The organism is Streptomyces sp. NPDC024555 (assembly GCF_055559335.1).
Map to the genome: position 1 here is coordinate 493,724 of NZ_JBVHKV010000002.1, position 20,180 is coordinate 513,903.

19 protein-coding genes are annotated in these 20,180 nt (G+C 73.8%); 6 read left to right on the forward strand and 13 right to left on the reverse strand.

The features are described 5' to 3' along the window. Positions 1–268: 268 nt before the first annotated feature. The 5 genes from fxsA to ACZ4FH_RS04795 form a co-directional block, all read right to left on the reverse strand. The gene (fxsA, locus tag ACZ4FH_RS04775) at positions 269–466 is read right to left on the reverse strand and encodes an FxSxx-COOH cyclophane-containing RiPP peptide (protein ID WP_467302242.1); all 198 of its coding nucleotides are present in this window, start codon (positions 464–466) and stop codon (positions 269–271) included. 163 nt (positions 467–629) lie between these two features. After that, entirely contained in the window at positions 630–4,202 is a 3,573-nt protein-coding gene (locus tag ACZ4FH_RS04780; RefSeq protein WP_467302244.1) for an SAV_2336 N-terminal domain-related protein, read from the reverse strand. Between the two features lie 7 nt (positions 4,203–4,209). After that, positions 4,210–5,232, reverse strand: coding sequence for an AAA family ATPase (locus ACZ4FH_RS04785; protein WP_467302246.1), 1,023 nt, complete (start codon positions 5,230–5,232; stop codon positions 4,210–4,212). 148 nt (positions 5,233–5,380) lie between these two features. Then, a complete protein-coding gene (locus tag ACZ4FH_RS04790; RefSeq protein WP_467302248.1) occupies positions 5,381–7,465 on the reverse strand; it encodes a VMAP-C domain-containing protein in 2,085 nt (694 codons plus the stop codon). Further along, positions 7,462–8,094, reverse strand: coding sequence for a CU044_2847 family protein (locus ACZ4FH_RS04795; RefSeq protein WP_467302250.1), 633 nt, complete (start codon positions 8,092–8,094; stop codon positions 7,462–7,464). Before ACZ4FH_RS04795 ends, ACZ4FH_RS04790 begins: the two co-directional genes overlap by 4 nt. A 162-nt stretch (positions 8,095–8,256) precedes the next feature. On the opposite strand from ACZ4FH_RS04795, the gene ACZ4FH_RS04800 reads away from it, so the two are divergent. Further along, positions 8,257–8,439, forward strand: coding sequence for a DUF6104 family protein (locus tag ACZ4FH_RS04800; RefSeq protein ID WP_005312030.1), 183 nt, complete (start codon positions 8,257–8,259; stop codon positions 8,437–8,439). Between the two features lie 61 nt (positions 8,440–8,500). On the opposite strand, the gene ACZ4FH_RS04805 is transcribed toward ACZ4FH_RS04800, so the two are convergent. Further along, positions 8,501–9,376 (reverse strand): hypothetical protein, encoded by an 876-nt coding sequence (locus ACZ4FH_RS04805; RefSeq protein WP_467302252.1) that lies wholly within the window; start codon positions 9,374–9,376, stop codon positions 8,501–8,503. A 165-nt stretch (positions 9,377–9,541) separates the two neighbouring features. Here ACZ4FH_RS04805 and ACZ4FH_RS04810 point away from each other — a divergent pair, with 165 nt between their 5' ends. After that, positions 9,542–10,399, forward strand: a complete 858-nt coding sequence (locus ACZ4FH_RS04810) for a DUF4097 family beta strand repeat-containing protein (RefSeq protein WP_467302253.1) — start codon at positions 9,542–9,544, stop codon at positions 10,397–10,399. Between the two features lies 1 nt (position 10,400). Next, positions 10,401–11,408, forward strand: coding sequence for a PadR family transcriptional regulator (locus tag ACZ4FH_RS04815; RefSeq protein WP_467302255.1), 1,008 nt, complete (start codon positions 10,401–10,403; stop codon positions 11,406–11,408). Positions 11,409–11,471: 63 nt separating this feature from the next. Here ACZ4FH_RS04815 and ACZ4FH_RS04820 read toward each other — a convergent pair whose 3' ends face one another. From ACZ4FH_RS04820 to ACZ4FH_RS04835, 4 genes are all read right to left on the reverse strand, one after another. Continuing rightward, the gene (locus ACZ4FH_RS04820) at positions 11,472–12,047 is read right to left on the reverse strand and encodes a Clp protease N-terminal domain-containing protein (RefSeq protein WP_467302257.1); all 576 of its coding nucleotides are present in this window, start codon (positions 12,045–12,047) and stop codon (positions 11,472–11,474) included. After that, the gene (locus ACZ4FH_RS04825) at positions 12,047–12,256 is read right to left on the reverse strand and encodes a sigma factor-like helix-turn-helix DNA-binding protein (RefSeq protein ID WP_266782775.1); all 210 of its coding nucleotides are present in this window, start codon (positions 12,254–12,256) and stop codon (positions 12,047–12,049) included. The genes ACZ4FH_RS04820 and ACZ4FH_RS04825 overlap by 1 nt, the downstream gene beginning before the upstream one ends. A 31-nt stretch (positions 12,257–12,287) precedes the next feature. Further along, on the reverse strand, positions 12,288–13,259 hold the full coding sequence (locus tag ACZ4FH_RS04830; RefSeq protein ID WP_467302260.1) for a zinc-binding dehydrogenase: 972 nt from the start codon (positions 13,257–13,259) through the stop codon (positions 12,288–12,290). Between the two features lie 130 nt (positions 13,260–13,389). Next, positions 13,390–14,601, reverse strand: a complete 1,212-nt coding sequence (locus ACZ4FH_RS04835) for an NAD(P)-dependent malic enzyme (RefSeq protein WP_383634920.1) — start codon at positions 14,599–14,601, stop codon at positions 13,390–13,392. 523 nt (positions 14,602–15,124) lie between these two features. Here ACZ4FH_RS04835 and ACZ4FH_RS04840 point away from each other — a divergent pair. From ACZ4FH_RS04840 to ACZ4FH_RS04850, 3 genes are read left to right on the forward strand one after another with little or no spacing between them, the layout of a single operon-like run. Beyond that, the gene (locus ACZ4FH_RS04840) at positions 15,125–16,090 is read left to right on the forward strand and encodes an ABC transporter substrate-binding protein (RefSeq protein WP_467302263.1); all 966 of its coding nucleotides are present in this window, start codon (positions 15,125–15,127) and stop codon (positions 16,088–16,090) included. Positions 16,091–16,118: 28 nt separating this feature from the next. Further along, a complete protein-coding gene (locus tag ACZ4FH_RS04845; RefSeq protein ID WP_467302264.1) occupies positions 16,119–17,072 on the forward strand; it encodes an amino acid ABC transporter permease in 954 nt (317 codons plus the stop codon). Then, positions 17,069–17,830 carry an amino acid ABC transporter ATP-binding protein gene (locus tag ACZ4FH_RS04850; RefSeq protein WP_467302266.1) on the forward strand — a complete coding sequence of 254 codons (762 nt, stop codon included), beginning with the start codon at positions 17,069–17,071 and terminating at the stop codon, positions 17,828–17,830. The genes ACZ4FH_RS04845 and ACZ4FH_RS04850 overlap by 4 nt, the downstream gene beginning before the upstream one ends. An 82-nt stretch (positions 17,831–17,912) precedes the next feature. Here ACZ4FH_RS04850 and ACZ4FH_RS04855 read toward each other — a convergent pair whose 3' ends face one another. From ACZ4FH_RS04855 to ACZ4FH_RS04865, 3 genes are all read right to left on the reverse strand, one after another. Continuing rightward, the gene (locus tag ACZ4FH_RS04855; RefSeq protein ID WP_467302267.1) at positions 17,913–18,683 is read right to left on the reverse strand and encodes a hypothetical protein; all 771 of its coding nucleotides are present in this window, start codon (positions 18,681–18,683) and stop codon (positions 17,913–17,915) included. Then, entirely contained in the window at positions 18,680–19,168 is a 489-nt protein-coding gene (locus ACZ4FH_RS04860; RefSeq protein ID WP_451434297.1) for a SigE family RNA polymerase sigma factor, read from the reverse strand. The genes ACZ4FH_RS04855 and ACZ4FH_RS04860 overlap by 4 nt, the downstream gene beginning before the upstream one ends. 216 nt (positions 19,169–19,384) lie before the next feature. Beyond that, a complete protein-coding gene (locus ACZ4FH_RS04865; RefSeq protein WP_467302270.1) occupies positions 19,385–20,146 on the reverse strand; it encodes a class I SAM-dependent methyltransferase in 762 nt (253 codons plus the stop codon). Positions 20,147–20,180 lie beyond the last annotated feature (34 nt).

The following is a 20,180-nucleotide window of genomic DNA, read 5'->3' on the forward strand; positions in this document are numbered from 1 at the left end:
CCGTGGCGTCCGTGCTGTGGGCCGCCCTTCCCAGGGCGTCGTGGGTCCAGCCACTCAAGCACCCCCGTGCGGTACGCCGGCCGGGGTGGCCCCGCTGCCGGCCCAGGGGGGAGTGTCCCCGGCATGCGCGGGCCGCAGGCCCGGCCCCCGCGATGATGTCCTGATCGGGCACACGCCCGGCCGAAACCGCGCGGTACAAGGCCTGATGGCACGGGGCGGCCGGTCCTTCCCCCCGGCTGCCGGGAAGGCACCGGCGAGCGGGCCCGGGTCAGAAGGCGTTGGTGAACCCCCAGAGCATCTCCTTCGGCTGCTCCGCCCGCCCCCGCAGATCCGCCACCACCTCCGCCAGCACCGGATGGTCCAGCGTCCGCAGGGTCGCCAGGTCCAGCCCCAGCAGGTCCGGCAGTTCGGCCGGGCCCGCCGGGTCCGCCGGGTCCGTTCCGTCGTTCCGTGTCGACTCGCTCATCACGCCTCCCCGTATCGCAGCACCGGGCCCGTCCGCGACGCGCCCGCCTGTGCGCGCGTCGTGCCGGTCCCCCGTTCCTGACCGCTCCCGCTTCCGCTTCCGTTCCCGTTCCCGCCCGCCGGATGCGGCGGCGCGGGCCCGCACGTCGTCGGGCGGGCCGCGCTCAGTTCTCCAGTTCGGCCAGCCGCTCGGCGGTGGACTCACCGGCCGAACCGCCGCCGTCGGGCAGTTTGCGCCACTCCTGGCGGGCCGCCCGGTACGCGTCCCGCGCGGCCCGGGGGCGGCCCGCTCTCTCGTAGGTCATACCCCGCCAGTGGTTGGCTGTAGCAGCCAACTCGACTGCTTCGCGGGCGCGTTGCGGACTGCTGGGCTCCGTTTGCGCGTCGGTGGCGGATTCGGCGGCGGACCGGAAGGCCTCGGCGGCCTCGTCGCGGCGGGCGGGCCGGTCGAGGACGTCGGCCGCCCGGAGGAGGGTGCGGCCCAGGTCGAGCCAGCAGCGGGCGGCGTTGTGCGGGTCGGTGGCCTCCTCGGCGGCCAGCCTGAAGAGGTACTCGGCCTCGCGCAGGTCCACCCGGTCCGCGGTGGCGTGGTGGCGGAGCATCAGGGCGCGGCCCAGCATCAGCAGGCGCTCGGACTGGTGGGCGCCGCCGGCCGGCATCTCGGAGCGGCAGTCGCGCAGTACGCGTACGGCGTCCCCGATGTAGGGGCGGCCGTCCGGGAGCGCGGCGCGGCGGAGCAGGGTCGCGCCCCATTCGGCGAGGAGGTCGGTGTAGGCGCGGGAGTCGCGGGGGATGCCCCGGGCGGCCCGCGCGAACCATTCGGTGGCGGCGACGAGTTCGCCGGGGTCGCCGGTGTGGTCGTACCGGGCGCTGTGGGCGCGGCCGGCCCTGGCCTGGAGCTGGGCGCGCTGCCGGTGGTCGCGTACGGTCTCCAGGGCCTGCCCGGTCAGGACCGCGGCCTCCTCCGGCTCGTCGCCCGAGGCGAGCAGCGCGTCCACCAGGTCCAGCACGATGCGGCCGTTGGTGTTCGCGGTGCGGACGCCGCCCTGGGCGAGGGCCGCGCGCAGGGAGCGCGCCGCCTGGCGGGCGTACTGGCGGGACTGTTCCGGGTCGTCGGTGACGCCGGAGAGTTTGAGCAGGGTGCGGCCGTGCTGGAGCGGCAGGGCGGCCGGGCGGTTCTCCCGGTCGGGCCAGGCGTCGGCGAAGGCCTCCAGCATGCCGCAGGCGCTCTGCAGCAGGGCGCTGTCGCCGTCGAGCCGCCACTGCGCCTCCAGTGCCCGTACGCGTTCGAGGGTGAGGCGCAGGGCCTCGGCGGGTGCCATGCCGGGTGCGGCGCAGGCGGCGGTGTATTCGCGTTCGGCGCGGCGCAGGAGTTCCAGGGCGCCCCGGCGGTCCCCGTGGCGGCGGCGGTCGTCGGCCGCGGCGTGGAGGACCTGGGCGAGCACCGCGCGTTCGCGGACCGCGCCGGGGTGGTCGACGGCCCGTTCGGCCGCGCGTCCCGCCTCGTTCAGCAGATCGGCGCCGCCGCGGACCTCCCAGAGCCGCAGGGCGCAGCGGGCGTACTCGGCCCAGACCTCGGGTCCGGCGGGCCGGGGCCCGTTCTCGGCGGCCCCGCGCAGCAGTTGCACGGCGTCCATGAGGCGCTGCACCGACCGGTCGGCGTCGAACTGCCGCACCAGGGACCGGGCCTGCTCCACGGCGGGGCTGGTGCCGGCGGCCGCGTCCGGGACCGGGGTGTCGCGGGGTACGAAGCTCGGGGGCATCGGCATGAAGCGCTCCAGCACCCGGGCCGCGACCTCGGCGAAGGCGTGGGGGACGTCGCGCCCCGCGCCCGGACCGCCCCAGCCGCCCGCGGTCCCGGGCCGGGCGCCGCGGCCGGGTGTCCCGGTCCGCTCCTCGCCCTCGTCGCCGTACTCCGTGTCGTCGTGGTCCTCCGGCTCCTCCGGCTCCGTCCCGTACGCGTCCGGGCCCGGTCCCTCGCCCCCCGCCGCGCCCCCGGTGGTCCGTGCCGTGCCGTGCCGTGGGCCCTCGCCCAGCTGGGCCAGGGCCAGGGCCGGGAAGTTGGGGCCGCCCTTGCCGAACCGCTGCTCGATGTACTGCGAGCAGTGCTTGAGGACGAGCAGGGCCTCGTCACGGCCGAGCGGGCCGAGCAGCGCGTCCTGGACGCCGGGCTCGAACGCGTACCACTGGCCGCGTCCGCCGCCCCCGTCCGCGCGGGTCAGCAGTCCGCTGAGCAGCACCTCGGCCAGTTCGGAGGGGCCGGAGTGGGGCAGCATCGTGCGCTGGACGAGCTGCATCACCGGGAGGTAGAGGGGCGCGGCGGCCAGATAGACGGCCAGCTGTCCGGCGGCGGGCGAGGCCACCGAGCGGAAGCGGCTGACGAGCTGGAGCGAGGAGAGCGTGCCGCCGGAGCGCTGGGCGGCGGCCGCCGGCTGGTCGGCCCGGACCCAGCCGACCGCTCCGTCGATCCCGGCGCCCGTCCCCGACAGCAGCCGGGCCCAGGCGGCCAGCGCCTCCGGTACGGGTGGCAGCACCGGGACCGCCAGGGCGCCCGGGTGCACGGCCGGGCCGGTCCCGGTGTCCTCGGTGACCTTGAGGAGGGCCGCCCCGGAGGGGCCGTCGCCGCGGGTGAGGGAGCCGAAGGTGACGGGCAGCCTGGTGCGGTTCCACATGCGCTGCGGCAGCGGCTGGAGGACGGCGACCGGGGCCTGCCGGGCCAGCTGGTGCAGCAGCCGGTGGGCCCGGCCGCTGTGCCAGAGCGGTCCGGCGCAGTCGCTGATCAGGACGGTGACGCGGCGCCCGGTCGGATCGCTCAGCCGGTCGGCGGAGTGCAGCGGGGCGGCGGCCGGGTCGGAGCTGCGGCTGACGGCGCAGCCGCCGTCCGGGCCCTGGTGGAGGTAGCGCGCCTGCACATCCCGGAAGGCGCCCAACTGCGCGAAGATGCGCTGGAGTTCACCGAAAAGCCGGTCCCAGACCAGCATCGAGGTGGAGGCGTCCATGACGCACTGGAGGATGGCGTCGGCCCGGCGCACGCCCCGGAACACCGGTATCACGGTCCCGCCGGCCCGCGCGCTGCGCTCGGCCGTCGCCGTCTCGTCCAGGACGCGGCGCAGCGGGGCGGACGCGGGACGGTAGCGCTGCAACGGGCGTAAGGCGCGGGTCAGTTCGATGGGTGCGGGCAGCACGGGGGCGGCGGGCACGCCGAAGGTGAGCACGGTCGCGGGGCCGGGTGCCGGGGTGCTCCGGCCGTCGGGCGGGGCGCTGTCGTCGCGGTCCGGGCGGGAGCGGCCGGGCAGCGGGTACAGCGCGACCTTGCCGTCGGCCCGGGGGCGGGGCGCGTCCTCGGCGGCCTCGTCGTCGGCTCCGGGGTCGGGGGCGGTCTCCCCGGGGCCGGGGCCGGGGCCCGCGTTCGCGGAGTCCGTTCCGGCGGTCCGCTCCGCCGTCGCCTCCCCCGTTCCGGGGCCGCCCTCGCCGTGGGCGTCCGCGGCGGTGTCCGCGGGTTCCGTCTCCGTGCCCCGGGTCCAGCGCGCCAGCCAGAGCGCGTCGCAGAGCTGCTCGACGTCGGGATCGAGCCCGGCGCCGCGCAGCCGGACGACCAGCGCCGTCAGCGCGTCCTCCCCGGCCCGCCCCGCGTCGGCCCGGGGCTCCGCGGCCGGCACCGGCCCCCCGTCCGCCCCCGCGGAGGCACCCGCCTCCCGGGCCGATGCCGCGCCTCTCACCTCGTCCGCCCCGTCCATCGCGTCGTCACCTCGGCCGGTCGAGTCGCTGGATGAGCAGGTCCGCGAGGCGGTCGCGGCCGGTGGGGGCGGCGGTCTGGGTGAGGTAGATCGCGTTGAGCAGCTGGTCCGTGGCGAGGAGTTCGCTGCGCGAACGCTCCAGGAAGTGCGTGATCAGGTCCTCGCTGGAGCGGGCCGCCTCCTCGCCCAGATGCGCCTTGACGAAGGCCGCCAGCCGCTTGTGGTCGGGGCGCCCCAGCTCCAGGTGGACGCAGCGGCGCATAAGCGGCGCGGGGAAGTCGCGCTCCCCGTTGCTGGTGAGCACCACGAAGGGGAAGGCCCGGCACTGCACCCGGCCGCCCTTGATCCGCACCTTGTTGCCGTCGTGGTCCAGCACGACGGCCTCGCCGTCCGGCAGCCGGTCCGCGATCCGTTCCAGTTCGGGGACGGCGAACTCGCCCTCCTCCAGGACGTTCAGGAGGTCGTTGGGAAGGTCGATGTCGCTCTTGTCGAGTTCGTCGATGAGCAGCACCCGGGGCCGGTCCGAGGGCAGCAGCGCCGTGCCGAGCGGGCCGAGGCGGATGTAACTGCCCACGCTCTGGGCCGAGTCGGCGGGCTCGCCGCCGCCCGCCGCGGCGTGCGAGGCGATCTGGACGTCCTGGAGCCGGGCGATGGCGTCGTAGTGGTAGAGCCCGTCCTGGAGGGTGGTGCGGCTGACGACGGGCCAGCGCAGCACCTTGCCGAACTCCAGCTCCCGGGCGACGGAGTGGGCCAGGGTGCTCTTACCCGCCCCGGGGTCCCCGGTGACCAGCAGCGGGCGCCGCAGATAGAGCGCGGCGTTGATCATTTCCAGTTCCTCGGCGCCCGGCCGGTGCTCCTCGGCGACGCGTCCGGGAATGCCCAGACGGCGGTCGGCCGACTCGCCCGCGCCGCTCTCGCCCTCCCGTCCGCCGGCGAAGTCACGCCAGGGCGGCGGCGGGGGCAGCCGGGGTACGTCGTCGTGGGGTTCGCCGATGCCCCGGTAGATGAGCCACTCGCTGGATTCACTCATAACGTGTTCCTCGATGTCACTCGTCCGCCACGGACGGCGGCCGTCGCACCCGCCGCCGCCTCACCGTAGCGATCCGGCACACTCCCGTTAAGGGGCCGGCCGGCGCGGCCCCGGGGATCGGGTCGGAGCTGTCCCCCGACGGCGCCGTTCACGGCGCCACCAGGAACGGGTCGTCGGCTCCGGGCAGTTCGTGGGGCGCGTCGCGGACGTAGAGGGCGACGCCGTCGGACCAGTACAGCTCCGACCGTCCCGCGCTCACCCCGCGGCGCAGCTCGTGGACCGCCCACGGCAGCCGCTCGTGGGTCCCGGCCTCCGGCACCGTCCGGCCCACGCCCCGGTGGAAGGCCCGGCACACCAGATCCGCCTCGGCGGGCCGCCGCTGGATCAGCGCCGCCGCGAACCCGGCGTCGATCAGCCGCACCACCCCGGCCGTGGCCTCGGCGTCCGGCCGCGATCCGTAACGGCACAGGACGGGCACGGTGGCGGGCGGCAGGGAGCGCAGCCCGGCCACCTCCGGTACGCGTACCCGCACATCGTCCTCGCAGTCGACCACCTCGGCCCGGATGCCGGGAGCGAGGGCGCCGGGCCGGTGGCCGGGCTCCGCGTCGTCCGGGCCGGTGCCGTCCGGGCCCCGGTAGGAGCTGCTCAGCACCACGGGGCGTACGGATCCGAGCGGCGGCCCGTCCGGGGTCAGCGTCCAGCCGTCGACCGGCAGTCCGAACTGCCCGGGTGCGACGACGGCGTAGAGCACGGCCGGGCTGCCCGGTTCGTCGCAGCGGCGGAACGCCTCGGTCAGCGCGGCGGCGAGCCGGTCGGGCACGGTGTCGAGCGGCACGCCCCGGCTGTCCTCGTCGATGGGCTGCGCCTCGCCGGTGTGCCGGCCGACGGAGACCCGCCAGTCGTAGCGGCCGCGTGCCCAGCCCTGCTGGTCGATGCGGAGGACGACCCCGTCGCGTTCCCCGTCGCGGACGGGTTCGGCGGGCGGGGGCGGGACGGCCTGCTGGCGGTTCTGCTCCAGGCCCAGCCGGATGTCCGCCCACTCCTGGTCGAGCCGGCGGCGCAGGTCACGGGGCAGTTCGACGTCGGCGATCGTCTTCGCCCAGCCCCACAGCGCCTTGGCGTTGCGCACCGAGAGCCGGCCGTGGGGCCGGTCGGCTGCGAGGACGCCCAGGCAGTAGCGGACGATCAGCTCGAAGCGGGCCGTACGGTCGCGGGCCTCGGTGTCGTAGAGGACGCCCAGGCCGTCGCGCCAGCCGCGCGGGGCGGGGCGGTGGTCGCGGGAGTAGACGCCGGGCAGGCCGTCGAGCAGGTTGAGCAGGGAGCGGGTGCTGGCGGGCGGGGTGAGTTCGGCGAGCCGGCCCAGCAGGTCCGCGCGGCGCTTGGGGCCGAGGACCCCGCCGGGCGGGACGGGCAGTTCGCTCTGCACGTCGGCCCAGGTGCGCTCGGTTCCGGCCGCGCTGTTGTGGCGGTCGGCGTGGTAGCGGTCGTGCGCGTGGAAGACGGCCTGGTAGACGTCGTCGGTCTCCGCCTCCATGGGGGTGGACGGCACCTTGAGGGTGCGCAGCCGCTCGATGCCGACGGCGATGCCGCCCTGCTGCCGGTCCAGCTGCGATTTGACGACCCCGACCACCTCGCCGCGGGCGAAGTCGATCACGGGCCCGCCGGACATGCCCGGCACCAGCCAGTCCTCGTCCAGCCGGACGAGCTGGTCGACGTCGTCGGCGGCCCCGTACGCGCCGCGCACCCGGTAGGCGCCGCTGAGCAGGTTCAGTTCGCCGCCGGGCGCGTCGGCCCAGCCGACGCAGCGGATGTCGCTGCCCCAGAGCAGTCCGCCGGAGCGTTCGGTGACATAGACGCAGGAGTGCTCGACCGGGCGGGTGAGCTGGACGAGCGCCAGGTCGGGGGCGGGCCAGCCGCCGGCCCCGGGCGGCCGGGCGCCGGGCAGGGCGACGACGACGCGGCCGGGGACCTCGGCACGGTCGCCGCCGTACCGGTCGCTCCGGAACACCACGTTCACCGCGCCCCCCTCCCCGCGCATCGCCACGTGCGCGCACGTGAGAATCCAGCTCGGAGCGATGAAGAAGCCGCTCCCCAGGAAGTCCCCCGGCCCTTCAGGGGCATACCCGGACGGGGGCCGGTGAATTCGTACGGTGGCGTCCTGGACGAGGGCCATGAGCGCACGCTCGTAGCGGCGCCGGTCCTCCTCTGCGCCCCAGCCGCCGTCCGAGGTCATGCCCCGTCGCCGTCGGTGCCGTCCGCGCCGTCCGGATGGGCCGGTGCGCCGGGGTCTGCCCCGGCGCGCGGCGCCACCACGGGTGCGCCGGCGGCCGGTTCGGGCACCGGGGGCGCGGACGGGGCGTGCGCGGGAAGGGGCGGCGGCACGGGCGGCCCCGCGGGGGCCGGCACCAAGGGTCCCGCGGGGGCCGGTGCGGGTGACGGGGCCGGGATCTGCGCGGGCGGGGCGGCGGGGGCCGGCGGGTCGACCGGGGGGCCGCCGCCGTTCCAGGTGAGCGTCACCTTGATCGCGCCCTTGGCCTCGCCGTCCGCGAGGAGCCCGACGACCCTGCCGGACTTGGCGGTCAGCTCGATGCCGAACTCGACGCTGACGGCGTCCGGCCGGACGGCCCGCAGCGGTACGGCGAGCGAGCGCGCGACGCTCGTCACGACGGAGTGCAGGCTCTCGACCCGGGCCTGCACCCCGGCCTGCACCCGGTCGGCGACGTCACCGGCGAAGCCGGTGTCGGTGAACGTGAGACCGCCCGGCTCGGGCCCGTCCAGTTCCCCGGCCCCGGAGATGCGCGCCCAGACCGGTGTGCCGTCCGGCATCTCGATGCGCGTGATGCGGGACCCGTTGTCCTCCATGAACCCCCCGTTCCCCAACTACCCGCAGATTAACGGCCGCAGGGGGCCGATGCGAGAGACATCGACCATGACGCGAGGGGGCGGCGGGTCGGTTCTCGACCGTGCGCGCGGGGCTCCGCGACCGCGTCCGAACGGCGTCCGACAGGCCCTTAAACTGTGGGTATGTACTTCACCGACCGCGGTATCGAGGAGCTGGAGAAGCGGCGTGGCGAGGAAGAGGTCACGTTCGAGTGGCTCGCCGAGCAGCTGCGTACGTTCGTCGACCTGAACCCCGACTTCGAGGTTCCGGTCGAGCGGCTGGCCACGTGGCTGGCCCGGCTGGACGACGAGGACGACGAGGAGTAGGACCCGCCCGGCGGACCGGAGCCGGACCGGGCCTGAACGCCGGGGCCCGGGGCCCCCGCGTTCAGGCCCCGTTCCCCGGGGACGTGCCGCCCGGACCGTCGTCCCTGATCCGGTCGTACGCCAGCCCCAGCGCCCCGTGCGCCATCAGCAGGACCCCGGCGACGACCCAGCCGCCGCTGCGCCGGGACGCGCCCCAGAGGGCGAGGGGCAGACCCGCCGCGAGCTGGGCGCCCGCCAGGGCGCGGGCCCGGGGTCCGCGCATCCAGGGGCCGACGCGGCTGGACTCCACGACGTCGAGTTCGGCCAGGACCGCGTCGCGCCAGCCGGTCCAGGTGATCCGCTCGGCGTGCGGCCAGGCGTCCGCACCCGCCGCCAGCCGGTGCGAGGGCTCGCCCGGGTCGAGTCCCGGCGGAAGCTCCAGCCCGGTGCGGGTGAGGACGGCGAGCAGCCCGCGCAGCCTGGCCCGTCCGTCGGCCTCCGGATCGGGCCGGGTCAGCGCCTCCAGGACCTGGACGTCCAGGACGGGATCGAGGCCGAGCCGCTCGGCGAACGTCCGCATCGCCTCGTCCTCGCCGGCCGGGGTGCCGTCCGCGAGCCAGACGTAGCCGACCGGGCGGCGGAACCCGGCGGCCAGCGTGTATCCGGCCCGGTCGGCGTCCCACCACAGTGCGAGGACCGGCCAGGTGGATCCGACCGCGAGCGCGGTGGCCCAGCCGCCGAGCACCCGGTCGACGGGTTCCACGGTCCCGTCCGGTGCCGGTGCCCCGGCGTCGTCGCCCCCGCCCCGCCAGGGACGCCCCTCGGGCACCAGCACGCTCCAGCCGTCCCCGGCGGGGGCCAGCAGCATCCGGTCGCGCAGCAGTTGGGCGACCGGCCGCACGGTCTCCGGTTCGGCCCGGCACAGCAGCAGTGCACCCACGGGTGAGGTCGCGTCCATGCCCCACACGGTAGGGCAGATCCACCCGTGATGACCTCTTTTGATCCCGTATGGGCACTCCCCCATCCCCTCCCCTCGCGTCTTGACTTCACGAATCCGCGATATATCGTGTTCTTCAAGAGACGCGATATGTTGCGTCGTCGCACTCCCTGGGAGGTCAGATCCATGCCTGTGTCGACGTGGGCCGTCGCCGAGCCGCGCAAGCTCGCCTTCGAGGAACCCGTGACCGCGCTGAACGTCCGCATCGTCAACGGCACGGTCAATGTCGTCGGCACCGACGAACCGACCGCCCGGCTGGAGGTCTCCGGCATCGAGGGACCGCCGCTGGTGGTCACCCAGGAGGACGGCGTCCTGACGGTCGCGTACGAGGACCTGGCCTGGCACGGCCTCCTCAAGTGGCTGGACCGCAAGGGCTGGACCCGCCGTGCCGAGGTCTCGCTGGCCGTCCCGGCCGGTTCCCGGGTGGAGGTCGGCGTGGTCGGGGCCGGGGCCTTCGTCTCCGGGGTGCGCGGACGCACCGACGTCCGCGGCGTGACCGGCGACACCACGCTCGTCGGGCTCGCCGGCCCGGTCGGCGCGGAGACCGTCTCCGGCAATGTGGAGGCCCAGCGCGTCACCGGGGAGCTGCGCTTCCAGTCCGTCTCCGGCGATCTGACCGTCGTCGAGGGCGCGGGCACGGCGGTGAAGGCCGAATCGGTCAGCGGCGACATGGTGCTCGACCTGGACCCGACGGGCCGCCCTGCCGACATCCGGCTGACCACGGTCTCCGGCGAGATCGCCATCCGGCTGCCCCACCCGGCCGACGCGAAGGTGGAGGCGAACACCGCCAGCGGTTCCGTCTCCAACGGCTTCGAGGACCTGCGGGTCAGCGGCCAGTGGGGTGCGAAGAAGATCACGGGCACCCTGGGCTCCGGCACGGGCACACTGAGGGCGACGACGGTCTCGGGATCGATCGCCCTGCTGCGCCGCCCGCCCGCCGAGGACGGTCCGCACGACGCCGAGCCGACCGGAAAGGTGCTCTGACATGCCGCCCGTATTCGCCCACGGCCGCCTCCGCCTCTATCTGCTGAAGCTGCTCGACGAGGCCCCGCGCCACGGCTACGAGGTGATCCGCCTCCTGGAGGAGCGGTTCCAGGGCCTGTACGCGCCCTCGGCGGGCACGGTCTACCCCCGGCTGGCCAAACTGGAGGCCGAGGGCCTGGTCACCCATGCCACCGAGGGCGGCCGCAAGGTGTACTCGATCACCGACGCGGGCCGCGCCGAACTGGCCGGGCGCACCGGCGAGCTGGCCGATCTGGAGCTGGAGATCAGGGAGTCGGTCTCCGAGCTGGCCGCCGAGATCCGCGACGACGTGCGGGGCGCGGCCGGTCAGCTGCGCAGCGAGATGCGCGCGGCGGCCGACGAGTCCCGGCACCCCGGCCCCTCCCGCGCGGGCCGCAAGGCGGGCGGGTCCTCCCCGTTCGGCGATCTCGGCGACTTCGCCGATCTGGGCGACAAGGAGGCCTGGCGCAGCGCGAAGGAGGAGCTGCGCAAGGCGAAGCAGGAGTGGAAGGAGCAGGCCCGCCGGGCGAAGGACGAGTCCCGGCGCGCCCGCGAGGAGGCCCAGCGGGCCCGCCGTCAGGCCAAGGAGGCCCAGGACCGGGCGCGTGAGCAGATGCAGAACGCCGCCCGTCAGGTCCAGGAGCACTTCGCCCGGGGCGACTGGCCCGCGGGCGTGCGCGAGGGGCTGGCCGAGATCACCGGTCAGCTGGGCGGCTTCGCCCGTACCGGCACCTGGGCCCCGTACATCAAGCCGGACGCCGCGGACACGGATCCCGAATGGGGCAAGGACACCGGCGGCACGGGCGATCCGGCGCGCGATCTGGACCGGCTGCTCGACCGCTTCCGTGACGACATCCGGGACGCGGCCAGGGACCGGGGGGTGACGGAGGACCAGCTCGCGGAGGCCCGCCGCCATCTGTCCACGGCGGCGGCGCACATCGGCGCGCTGCTGCGCGGCGACACGGAGGACGGCGGAGGCGCCGGGACGTAGGCCGGAGTTCCGGCGGGGTTCCGGCGGCAGGCGGGACGCCCGCCGTCGGAACCCGCCCCGCGCTCAGCCCGCCCTGCGCTCCCGGCCCGCGCCGCCCTCGCCGTACAGGGCGCGTTCGACCGTCGCGTACGTCGCGCCGTGTTCGGCGAGGACGTCGGCGACCACGCCGGGCGTGGCGGTGAGGGCGAGCAGCAGGTGCTCCTCGCCGATGAAGCGGTCGCCGCGGCCGAGCGCGATCCGCAGCGACCTCTCCAGGATCTTCTTGGCCGGCCGGCTGAAGCGCGGGGCGCCGGTGCGGCCGCGCCGGGGGCGGCGCCCGTCCCACAGGGCGCCCTCGCCGTGCGCCTCCTCGATCCGGGAGACGACCGCGGTGAGGTCGATGCCGATGTCCGCGAGGGCGTCGGCGTCGGCCCTGCTCATGCCGCCGCGCCTGCGCGCCTCGAACAGCGCGGCCTCGACCGCGGCCCGGTGGTCCACGAGGCCCAGGGCCCCGAGGGCGAACGAGGCCCGCCCCTCGGCCGTGTCGAACAGGCCGAGGAGCAGATGCTCCTCGGTGACGCGGTCCGCGCCCGCCCGTTCGGCCAGGGTCACGGCGCCCGTCACGGTGGCGCGGGCGCCCTTGGTGAATCGCTCGAACATCAATGCCTCCCGTACTTCTTGTGCACGGCCTGTCGGCTGACGCCCAGTTCGGCCGCGATCTCCTGCCACGACCAGCCCTGCACCCGGGCGCTTCTGACCTGTACGGCTTCGAGCTGCTCCAGCAGCCGCCGCAGCGCGGCGACCGACCGCAGCCCCACCCGGGGGTCGCGGTCGCCCGCACGCTCGGCGAGATCCGTTGCTTCCGTCATGATGTCAACTTACGTTGACATCCGGGAGGTGTCAACCCTGGTTGACGGTGAGCACGATCTTCCCGAACTGGCCGCCCGAGTCCATCCGTTCGAAGCCCTCCCGGGCCCGGTCGAGGGGCAGCACCTCGTCGATCACGGGCCGCACCCCGGTGGCGGCGCAGAAGGAGAGCAGGTCCTCCAGTTCGTCCCGGGACCCCATGGTCGAGCCGACGACCTTCAGCTCCAGGAAGAAGATGCGGGTCAGCTCGGCGTGCGCGGGGCGGTCGCCGCTGGTGGCACCGGAGATGACCAGGGTGCCGCCGGGGCGCAGCGATTTGACGGAGTGCGACCAGGTGGCGGCGCCGACGGTCTCGATGACGGCGTCGACCCGGTGCGGCAGCCGCGCGCCGGGCTCGTACGCCTCGACGGCGCCGAGTTCGACGGCCCGCCGGCGCTTGGCCTCGTCGCGGCTGGTGGCGTACACCCGCAGCCCGGCGGCCCGGCCGAGCACGATCGCGGCCGTCGCGACCCCACCGCCGGCGCCCTGCACCAGCACGGAGTCACCGGGCCGCACCCCGGCGTTGGTGAAGAGCATGCGGTACGCGGTGAGCCAGGCGGTGGGCAGGCAGGCGGCCTCCTCGAAGCTCAGCTCCTTCGGCTTGGGCAGCACGTTCCAGCTGGGGACGGTGACCTGCTCGGCGAAGGTGCCCTGGTAGCGCTCGGTGAGGATGGACCGGGGCTCGTCGGGACCGACTCCGTGGCCGGTCTGGCCGATGACGGAGTGCAGGACGACCTCGTTGCCGTCCTGGTCGACGCCCGCGGCGTCGCAGCCGAGGATCATCGGCAGCCGGTCCTCGGCGAGGCCGACGCCGCGCAGGGACCAGAGGTCGTGGTGATTGAGGGAGGCGGCCCGGACGTTGACGGTGGTCCACCCGGGACGCGCCTGAGGGGCCGGGCGTTCGCCCAGCTCAAGGCCGTCGAGGGGGTGGTCGCGGTCGAGGCGGGATGCGTAGGCGGCGAACATGGGGCCGACGATAGGGGCCGCGCTACTCCCGCGTAACCGGCTGCGGCTGTGACACGCGCCGCCCCGCGCCAACGGCAGAGGCCGGTGTCCCCGGGGGAGACACCGGCCCCGTTTCTCCGCCCGCCCGGACTCAGCGCCGGGCGACGCCCTCCGCGCGGGCGGCGGCGGCCACGGCGGCCGTGACGGCGGGGGCGACCCGCTCGTCGAACGGCGACGGGATCACGTAGTCGGCGGCCAGCTCGTCGCCCACCACGTCGGCCAGCGCGTTCGCCGCGGCGATCTTCATGCCCTCGGTGATCCGCGAGGCCCGCACCTGGAGCGCGCCGGCGAAGATGCCGGGGAACGCCAGGACGTTGTTGATCTGGTTGGGGTAGTCGGACCGCCCGGTCGCCACGACGGCCGCGTACTTGTGCGCGATGTCGGGGTGGACCTCGGGGTTCGGGTTCGCCATGGCGAAGACGAAGGCCCCGGGGGCCATGGAGGCGACGGCCGCCTCCGGGACCGTACCGCCGGAGACGCCGATGAAGACGTCGGCGCCCGCCAGCGCCACCTCCAGCGGGCCCGAGAGCCCGGCCCGGTTGGTGAGTGCGGCCAGCTCGCGCTTGACGTCGGTCAGGTCCTCGCGGTCCCGGCTGACGATGCCCTTGCGGTCGGCGACGGCGACATCGCCGATCCCGGCCTCCAGGAGGAACTTGGCGATGGCCGCGCCCGCGGCGCCCGCGCCCGAGATCACGCCGCGCAGATCGCCGAGGCTGCGCCCGGAGAGCTTCGCCGCGTTGCGCAGGGCCGCGAGGGTGACCACGGCGGTGCCGTGCTGGTCGTCGTGGAAGACCGGGATGTCGAGCCGCTCCTGGAGCCGGCGCTCGATCTCGAAGCAGCGCGGCGCCGAGATGTCCTCCAGGTTGACGCCCCCGAAGGACGGGGCGAGCCGGACGACGGTCTCCACGATCTCGTCCGTGTCGGTGGTCGCGAGCGCGATCGGCACCGCGTCCACCCCGCCGAACTGCTTGAACAGGATGGCCTTGCCCTCCATCACGGGGAGGGAGGCCTCGGGCCCGATGTCGCCGAGCCCCAGCACCGCGGTGCCGTCCGTGACGACCGCGACGACCTGGGACTTCCAGGTGTAGTCGTGCACGAGCTCGGGATTCTCGGCGATGGCGCTGCACACCTTCGCCACGCCCGGTGTGTAGGCGAGGGACAGGTCGTCCCTGTCCCGGATCGGGACGGTGGCCCGCACGGCCATCTTCCCGCCCCGGTGGAGCGCGAAGGCCGGATCGAACGGCTCGTCCGTGGCGCTCTCCGTACTGCTGTCGCTGCGAGGGTTGACGATCTCCGCTGCCATGGTGTTGACCCCTTAAGTCTTCATCGTTTGAGGGTGGCCACTCCTGGTTGAGGAGGGGTGGGCGGGCACCGCGTACATGCCCTGCGCCGGGCGATTTGGCCCGCCCCGGCAGGGGGAACTACGTACGCGCGGGCGCGCCGCACACGCGCCCTGAGCCCCGGATGAGGGGTGTAAGCGTCCTTCTTACCGGACAGGGGGTACCGCGGACGAGTCGGTATGCCCACGGTGACGCGTCTCATAGGGGGACATACGCGCACGTCGGCCCACCGAGACGAAATCCGCCCGGAACGGGTCCGAGGCGGAGGATCTTCCGGCAGGAAGAAGCGTTTCCAGAGAAAGGTCCGGCCTGTGTGTGCCGGCCCACTGGCTACGGGGGTGTCCCGTTACCCGATTTTGACATGCTGCGCCCCCTGTTTGGGCTAGTCCGAATGGCAAGATGCCGTAATCACACAAGGCGGCGACTCCCGACGCTGTGTGTCAATCGCCTGGCAATGCCCCCCTCACCTGCCGGAGGAGCCCCACCATGACCGCACGCACCATCCGTCGAACCGCTAAGTCCCGGCTTGCCGCGGTCGGCGCCATCGCGGTCGCCGGCACCATGCTGCTGACCGCCTGCGGCGACCAGACGAAGAACGACACGACCGACGCCGCTTCGGCCTCGGCCCAGTCGGGTGACGGCGGGTCCTCCCCCGCCGACCTGCTCCCGGCGGACATCAAGTCCAAGGGCGTCATCAAGGTCGGTTCGGACATCGCGTACCCGCCGGTCGAATTCAAGGACAAGTCCGGCAAGACCGTCGGCATCGACCCGGACCTCGCCGCCGCGCTCGGCAAGGAGCTGGGCGTGGAGTTCCAGTTCGAGAACGGCACCTTCGACACCCTGATCACGGGTCTGCGCGCCAAGCGCTACGACCTGGCGATGTCGGCGATGACCGACACCAAGGACCGTCAGAACGGTGTCGACCCCGAGACGAAGAAGAAGGTCGGCGAGGGCGTCGACTTCATCGACTACTTCACCGCGGGCGTCTCCATCTACACCAAGAAGGGGGACGACCAGGGGATCAAGACCTGGGCGGACCTCTGCGGCAAGAAGATCGCCGTCCAGCGCAACACGGTCTCCAACGACCTGGCCAAGGCCGAGTCCAAGAAGTGCACCGGCGGCAAGAAGATCGCCATCGAGTCCTACGACACCGACCTGGAGGCCCAGACCCGGCTGCGCTCGGGCGGTGCCGACGCCGGCTCGTCCGACTTCCCGGTCGCCGCGTACGCGGTGAAGACCTCGGGCGGCGGCAAGGACTTCCAGCTCGTCGGCGAGCAGGTCGAGGCCGCCCCGTACGGCATCGCCGTCGCCAAGGGCAACGACCAGCTGACCAAGGCCATCAAGGCGGCCATGGACGCGATCATCAAGAACGGCGAGTACGAGAAGATCATCGCCAAGTGGGGCGTCGAGGCCGGTGCCATCACCGAGGCCAAGGTGAACGGCGGCTCCTGACCGGATCCGGCGATGAAAGGCATCAGCCGTGACTGACATCAAGAAGACGGGCCCGGACGACGTCCCGGCCGCGCCCCCCACCGCCGCGACGGCCGCCCCGGAGACCATCCGGGCGATCCCGGTCCGGCACTACGGCCGGTACGTCGCGGCGCTCGTCGCCCTCGCCGCACTCGCCTCGATCGTCTACGCCTTCAGCCAGGGCAAAATCAACTGGGGTGCGGTCCCGGACTACTTCTTCGACGACCGCATCATCGACGGCGTCGGCCAGACCCTGCTGCTGACCGCGCTGTCGATGGTGATCGGCGTGGTCGGCGGCGTCCTGCTGGCCGTGATGCGCCTGTCGAAGAACCCGGTGACCTCGTCGATCGCGTGGTTCTACATCTGGTTCTTCCGGGGCACCCCGGTCCTCGTCCAGCTGTTCGTCTGGTTCAACCTGGGTCTGGTCTTCGAGTACATCAACCTCGGGCCGATCTACAAGGACTACTGGTCGAGCTTCATGACGCCGCTGCTGACGGCGCTGCTCGGGCTCGGTCTCAACGAGGCCGCGTACATGGCGGAGATCTGCCGCGCCGGACTGCTCTCGGTCGACGAGGGCCAGACGGAGGCCTCGCACGCGCTGGGCATGAGCCACAGCAAGACGCTGCGCCGGGTGATCATCCCGCAGGCGATGCGCGTGATCGTGCCGCCGACGGGCAACGAGGTCATCAACATGCTCAAGACGACCTCGCTGGTGGCGGCCGTCCAGTTCTACGAACTGTTCAAGAACGCCCAGGACATCGGGCAGAGTTCCGGGTCGCCGGTGGAGATGTACTTCCTCGCCGCCGCCTGGTACCTGATCATGACCTCGGTGCTCAGCGTCGGGCAGTACTACCTGGAGCGGTACTACGCACGCGGATCCAGCCGCAGTCTGCCGCCCACACCGCTGCAGAAGCTCCGGACCAACGTGCTGTCGCTGGGCCGCCCGAAGGGAGGCATGGCATGACCGCCATGGTGAAGGCCGAGGGCGTCCACAAGTCCTTCGGCACCGCGCACATCCTCAAGGGCATCGACCTGGAGGTCGCCCCGCGCGAGGTGTTCTGTCTGATCGGCCCGTCCGGTTCCGGCAAGTCGACGTTCCTGCGGTGCATCAACCACCTGGAGCAGATCAGCGCCGGCCGGCTGTACGTGGACGGCGAACTGGTGGGCTACCGCCAGAAGGGCGACAAGCTCTACGAGCTGAAGGACAGCGAGGTCGCGCTGAAGCGCCGGGACATCGGCATGGTCTTCCAGCGCTTCAACCTGTTCCCCCACATGACGGCGCTGGAGAACGTCATGGAGGCGCCGGTCCAGGTCAGGCGGGAGTCCAAGGCGGTCGCCCGCGCCCGCGCGGAACGCCTGCTGGACCGCGTCGGCCTGTCCGACAAGGCGAGGAACTATCCCTCGCAGCTCTCCGGGGGCCAGCAGCAGCGCGTGGCGATCGCCCGTGCGCTGGCCATGGAGCCGAAGCTGATGCTCTTCGACGAGCCGACCTCGGCGCTCGACCCGGAGCTGGTCGGCGACGTCCTGGACGTGATGCGCGGACTGGCCGAGGACGGGATGACGATGATCGTCGTCACCCATGAGATGGGCTTCGCCCGCGAGGTGGGCGACGCGCTGGTCTTCATGGACGACGGTGTGGTGGTCGAGTCCGGCCATCCGCGCGACGTCCTGACCCGTCCGCAGCACGACCGGACGAAGTCGTTCCTGTCGAAGGTGCTGTAGGACGCACGCGACGAGGGCGGTACGGACCGGTTCCGTACCGCCCTCGTCGTGTCCCGGCGGCCGGCTGCTTCTTCGCGGCCGGCTACTTCTTCGCGACCAGCTCCGGCCGGAGCGCGAGGGCGCGCAGCTGTTCACGGGTGAGCGGCGGCGTCTTCAGGAGCGGTCCCTGGGAACGGTCGGACTCGAAACCGGTGCTGTCGCGCACGGCCAGTTCGGATCCGTCCTTCAGGGTCAGGCGGGCCACCAGTTCGGGCCCCCACTGCGGGGTGCCGTCGCCGTAGTTCATGGCGTCGCTCCAGAGGGTGAGCACGCGGCCGTCCGGCAGCGCCTCGCGGACGCAGTCGGCGGGCGCGGGCTCGCCGTTGCCCGGGTGGCACAGGTCGGCCTCGGGCGGGAAGCCGCCGCGCTTCCTCTCCAGGGACTTCGCCGGCTGGAGGGTGATGGTCAGATAGCCGACGCCGCCGTCGCGGCGCACGGCGTACTGCCCGTCCAGCGGTCCGTAGAGCTTCTCCTTGGCCTGGGCGGGTGTCGCGTTCTTGATGATCTGCGCCAGCGACACCTGCTGGATCGCGCCGACGCCCTCGGGCAGCAGCGCGGCCACCCGCTCGGCGCGGCCGCCGTCGGCCGCGACCGGGGCCGCCACCGACGCGGTCCGCGGGCTGTTCTCCGGTCCGGCGGTGAGGCCGGGCAGGGCGAACGCCCCCGCCGCGACCGCGCACACCGCGGCGGCCGACACGACGGCGCGGCGCCGCCTGCGGACCCGTGCGGCCCTGGCGTACACCACCTCGGTGCTGATCACCGGGTGCCCCGCGTCCTCCGCGGCCCGCCCCAGCAGTTCCCGTACGTCGCTCATACCAGTTCCTCCGCCATCTCGGCGCGCAGCGCCGCCAACCCCCGAGCCGTGTGGCTCTTGACCGTGTTCTCCCGCATCCCGAGCACCGCGGCGGTGGCCTCGACGCTCAGGTCCTCCCAGTAGCGCAGCACCAGTACGGCCCGCTGCCTGGGCGTGAGACGGGCGAGCGCCGCCCGTACCGCGAGGCCGGTGTCCGTGTCGGGTGCGTGGGCCGCCCGGTCGGGCAGCTCGCCGTACGAGTGCTCGCGCCGCCAGAACCGGCGGCGGGCCGCGATGAAGGTGTTGACCAACGTCTTGCGCGCGTACGCCTCGATGTTGTCGAGCCGTCCGTGCCGCCGTCCGCCGAGCACCACCTTGACCAGCGTGGCCTGGACCAGGTCCTCGGCCTCGTGCCGGTCTCCGCAGAGCAGGTAGGCGCTGCGGAAGAGTGCGGTGCGTCGGCTCTCGACGAAGGCGTGCAGCGCGGCGTCGTCATCGCTCCGCATCGTCAGCGCCCCTCTCCGGGTCCGCGGGCGCGGACCGTCTCACCCTTCCAGTGCGGCGGGTGGGCGCCGGGGTTGCAGGGGTTTCCGGAAATGTTGGCGGGGCGGCGCGGACCGTCGTCCGCACCGCCCCGGACCATGGTTCTCCCCCGTCCCGCTCCAGGGCAAGAACCGGGAGGCCGGAAGGTGCGCGGCAGGGCCGCCGGAGGGCGGGGCCGGCTACTTCACCGCGAGCACCAGGCTGTCGGAGGGCGAGGACCAGACGGCACGGGCCTCGGCGAAACCGGAGGCGCGCAGGGTGTCGGCGTGCCAGGCCGCGGACGGCATGTCGCCGTCGGCGTGCTCTCCGTAGATGGCGAACCGTTCGGCGGTCGGTCCGGCGAGGACCGGGTCCTTGGCGGCCAGGGCCCACCATTCGGCCCAGTCGAGGGCCCCGGCGGCCTTGGCCCGGTCCATGCCGGCGTGCCGGTGGGCGCGCTCGGCGGCGTTGATCCGGGGGGTGCCGGTGTCGATCATGTGGTCGGCGTTCATGAAGACGCCGCCGTCGCGGACGAGCCCGCCGATCTGCCCGTAGAGCGCGGCGAGCGGTTCGCTGTGCAGCCAGTGCAGGGCGGTGGCGGTGAGGACCGCGTCGTACGCGTCGTACGGCAGCTTCGCCGTCCAGTCGGGGTCCTTGAGGTCGGCGGTGACGAAGGCGACCCGCTCGTCCCCGGCGAAGGATCCGCGGGCGATGGCGAGCAGGGCCGGGTCCAGGTCGACGCCGGTGCTGGTGGCCTCCGGGAACCGGCGGAGCAGCCGGTCCGTAATACTTCCCGTACCGCAGGCGAGGTCGAGCACCCGCGGGGCGGGTCCGGTGAAGGCCTCGATCATGTCGAGCATCACCCGGAAGCGCTCCTCACGGTCGGGCATGTACCACTCCTGCTGGCGGTCCCAGCTCGTCTGCCAGGCCTGCCAGTCGGCGCCGGTCACTGTCTCGGTCATCCGTACCTCCCGATGTAATACCCTGGACTGGCAA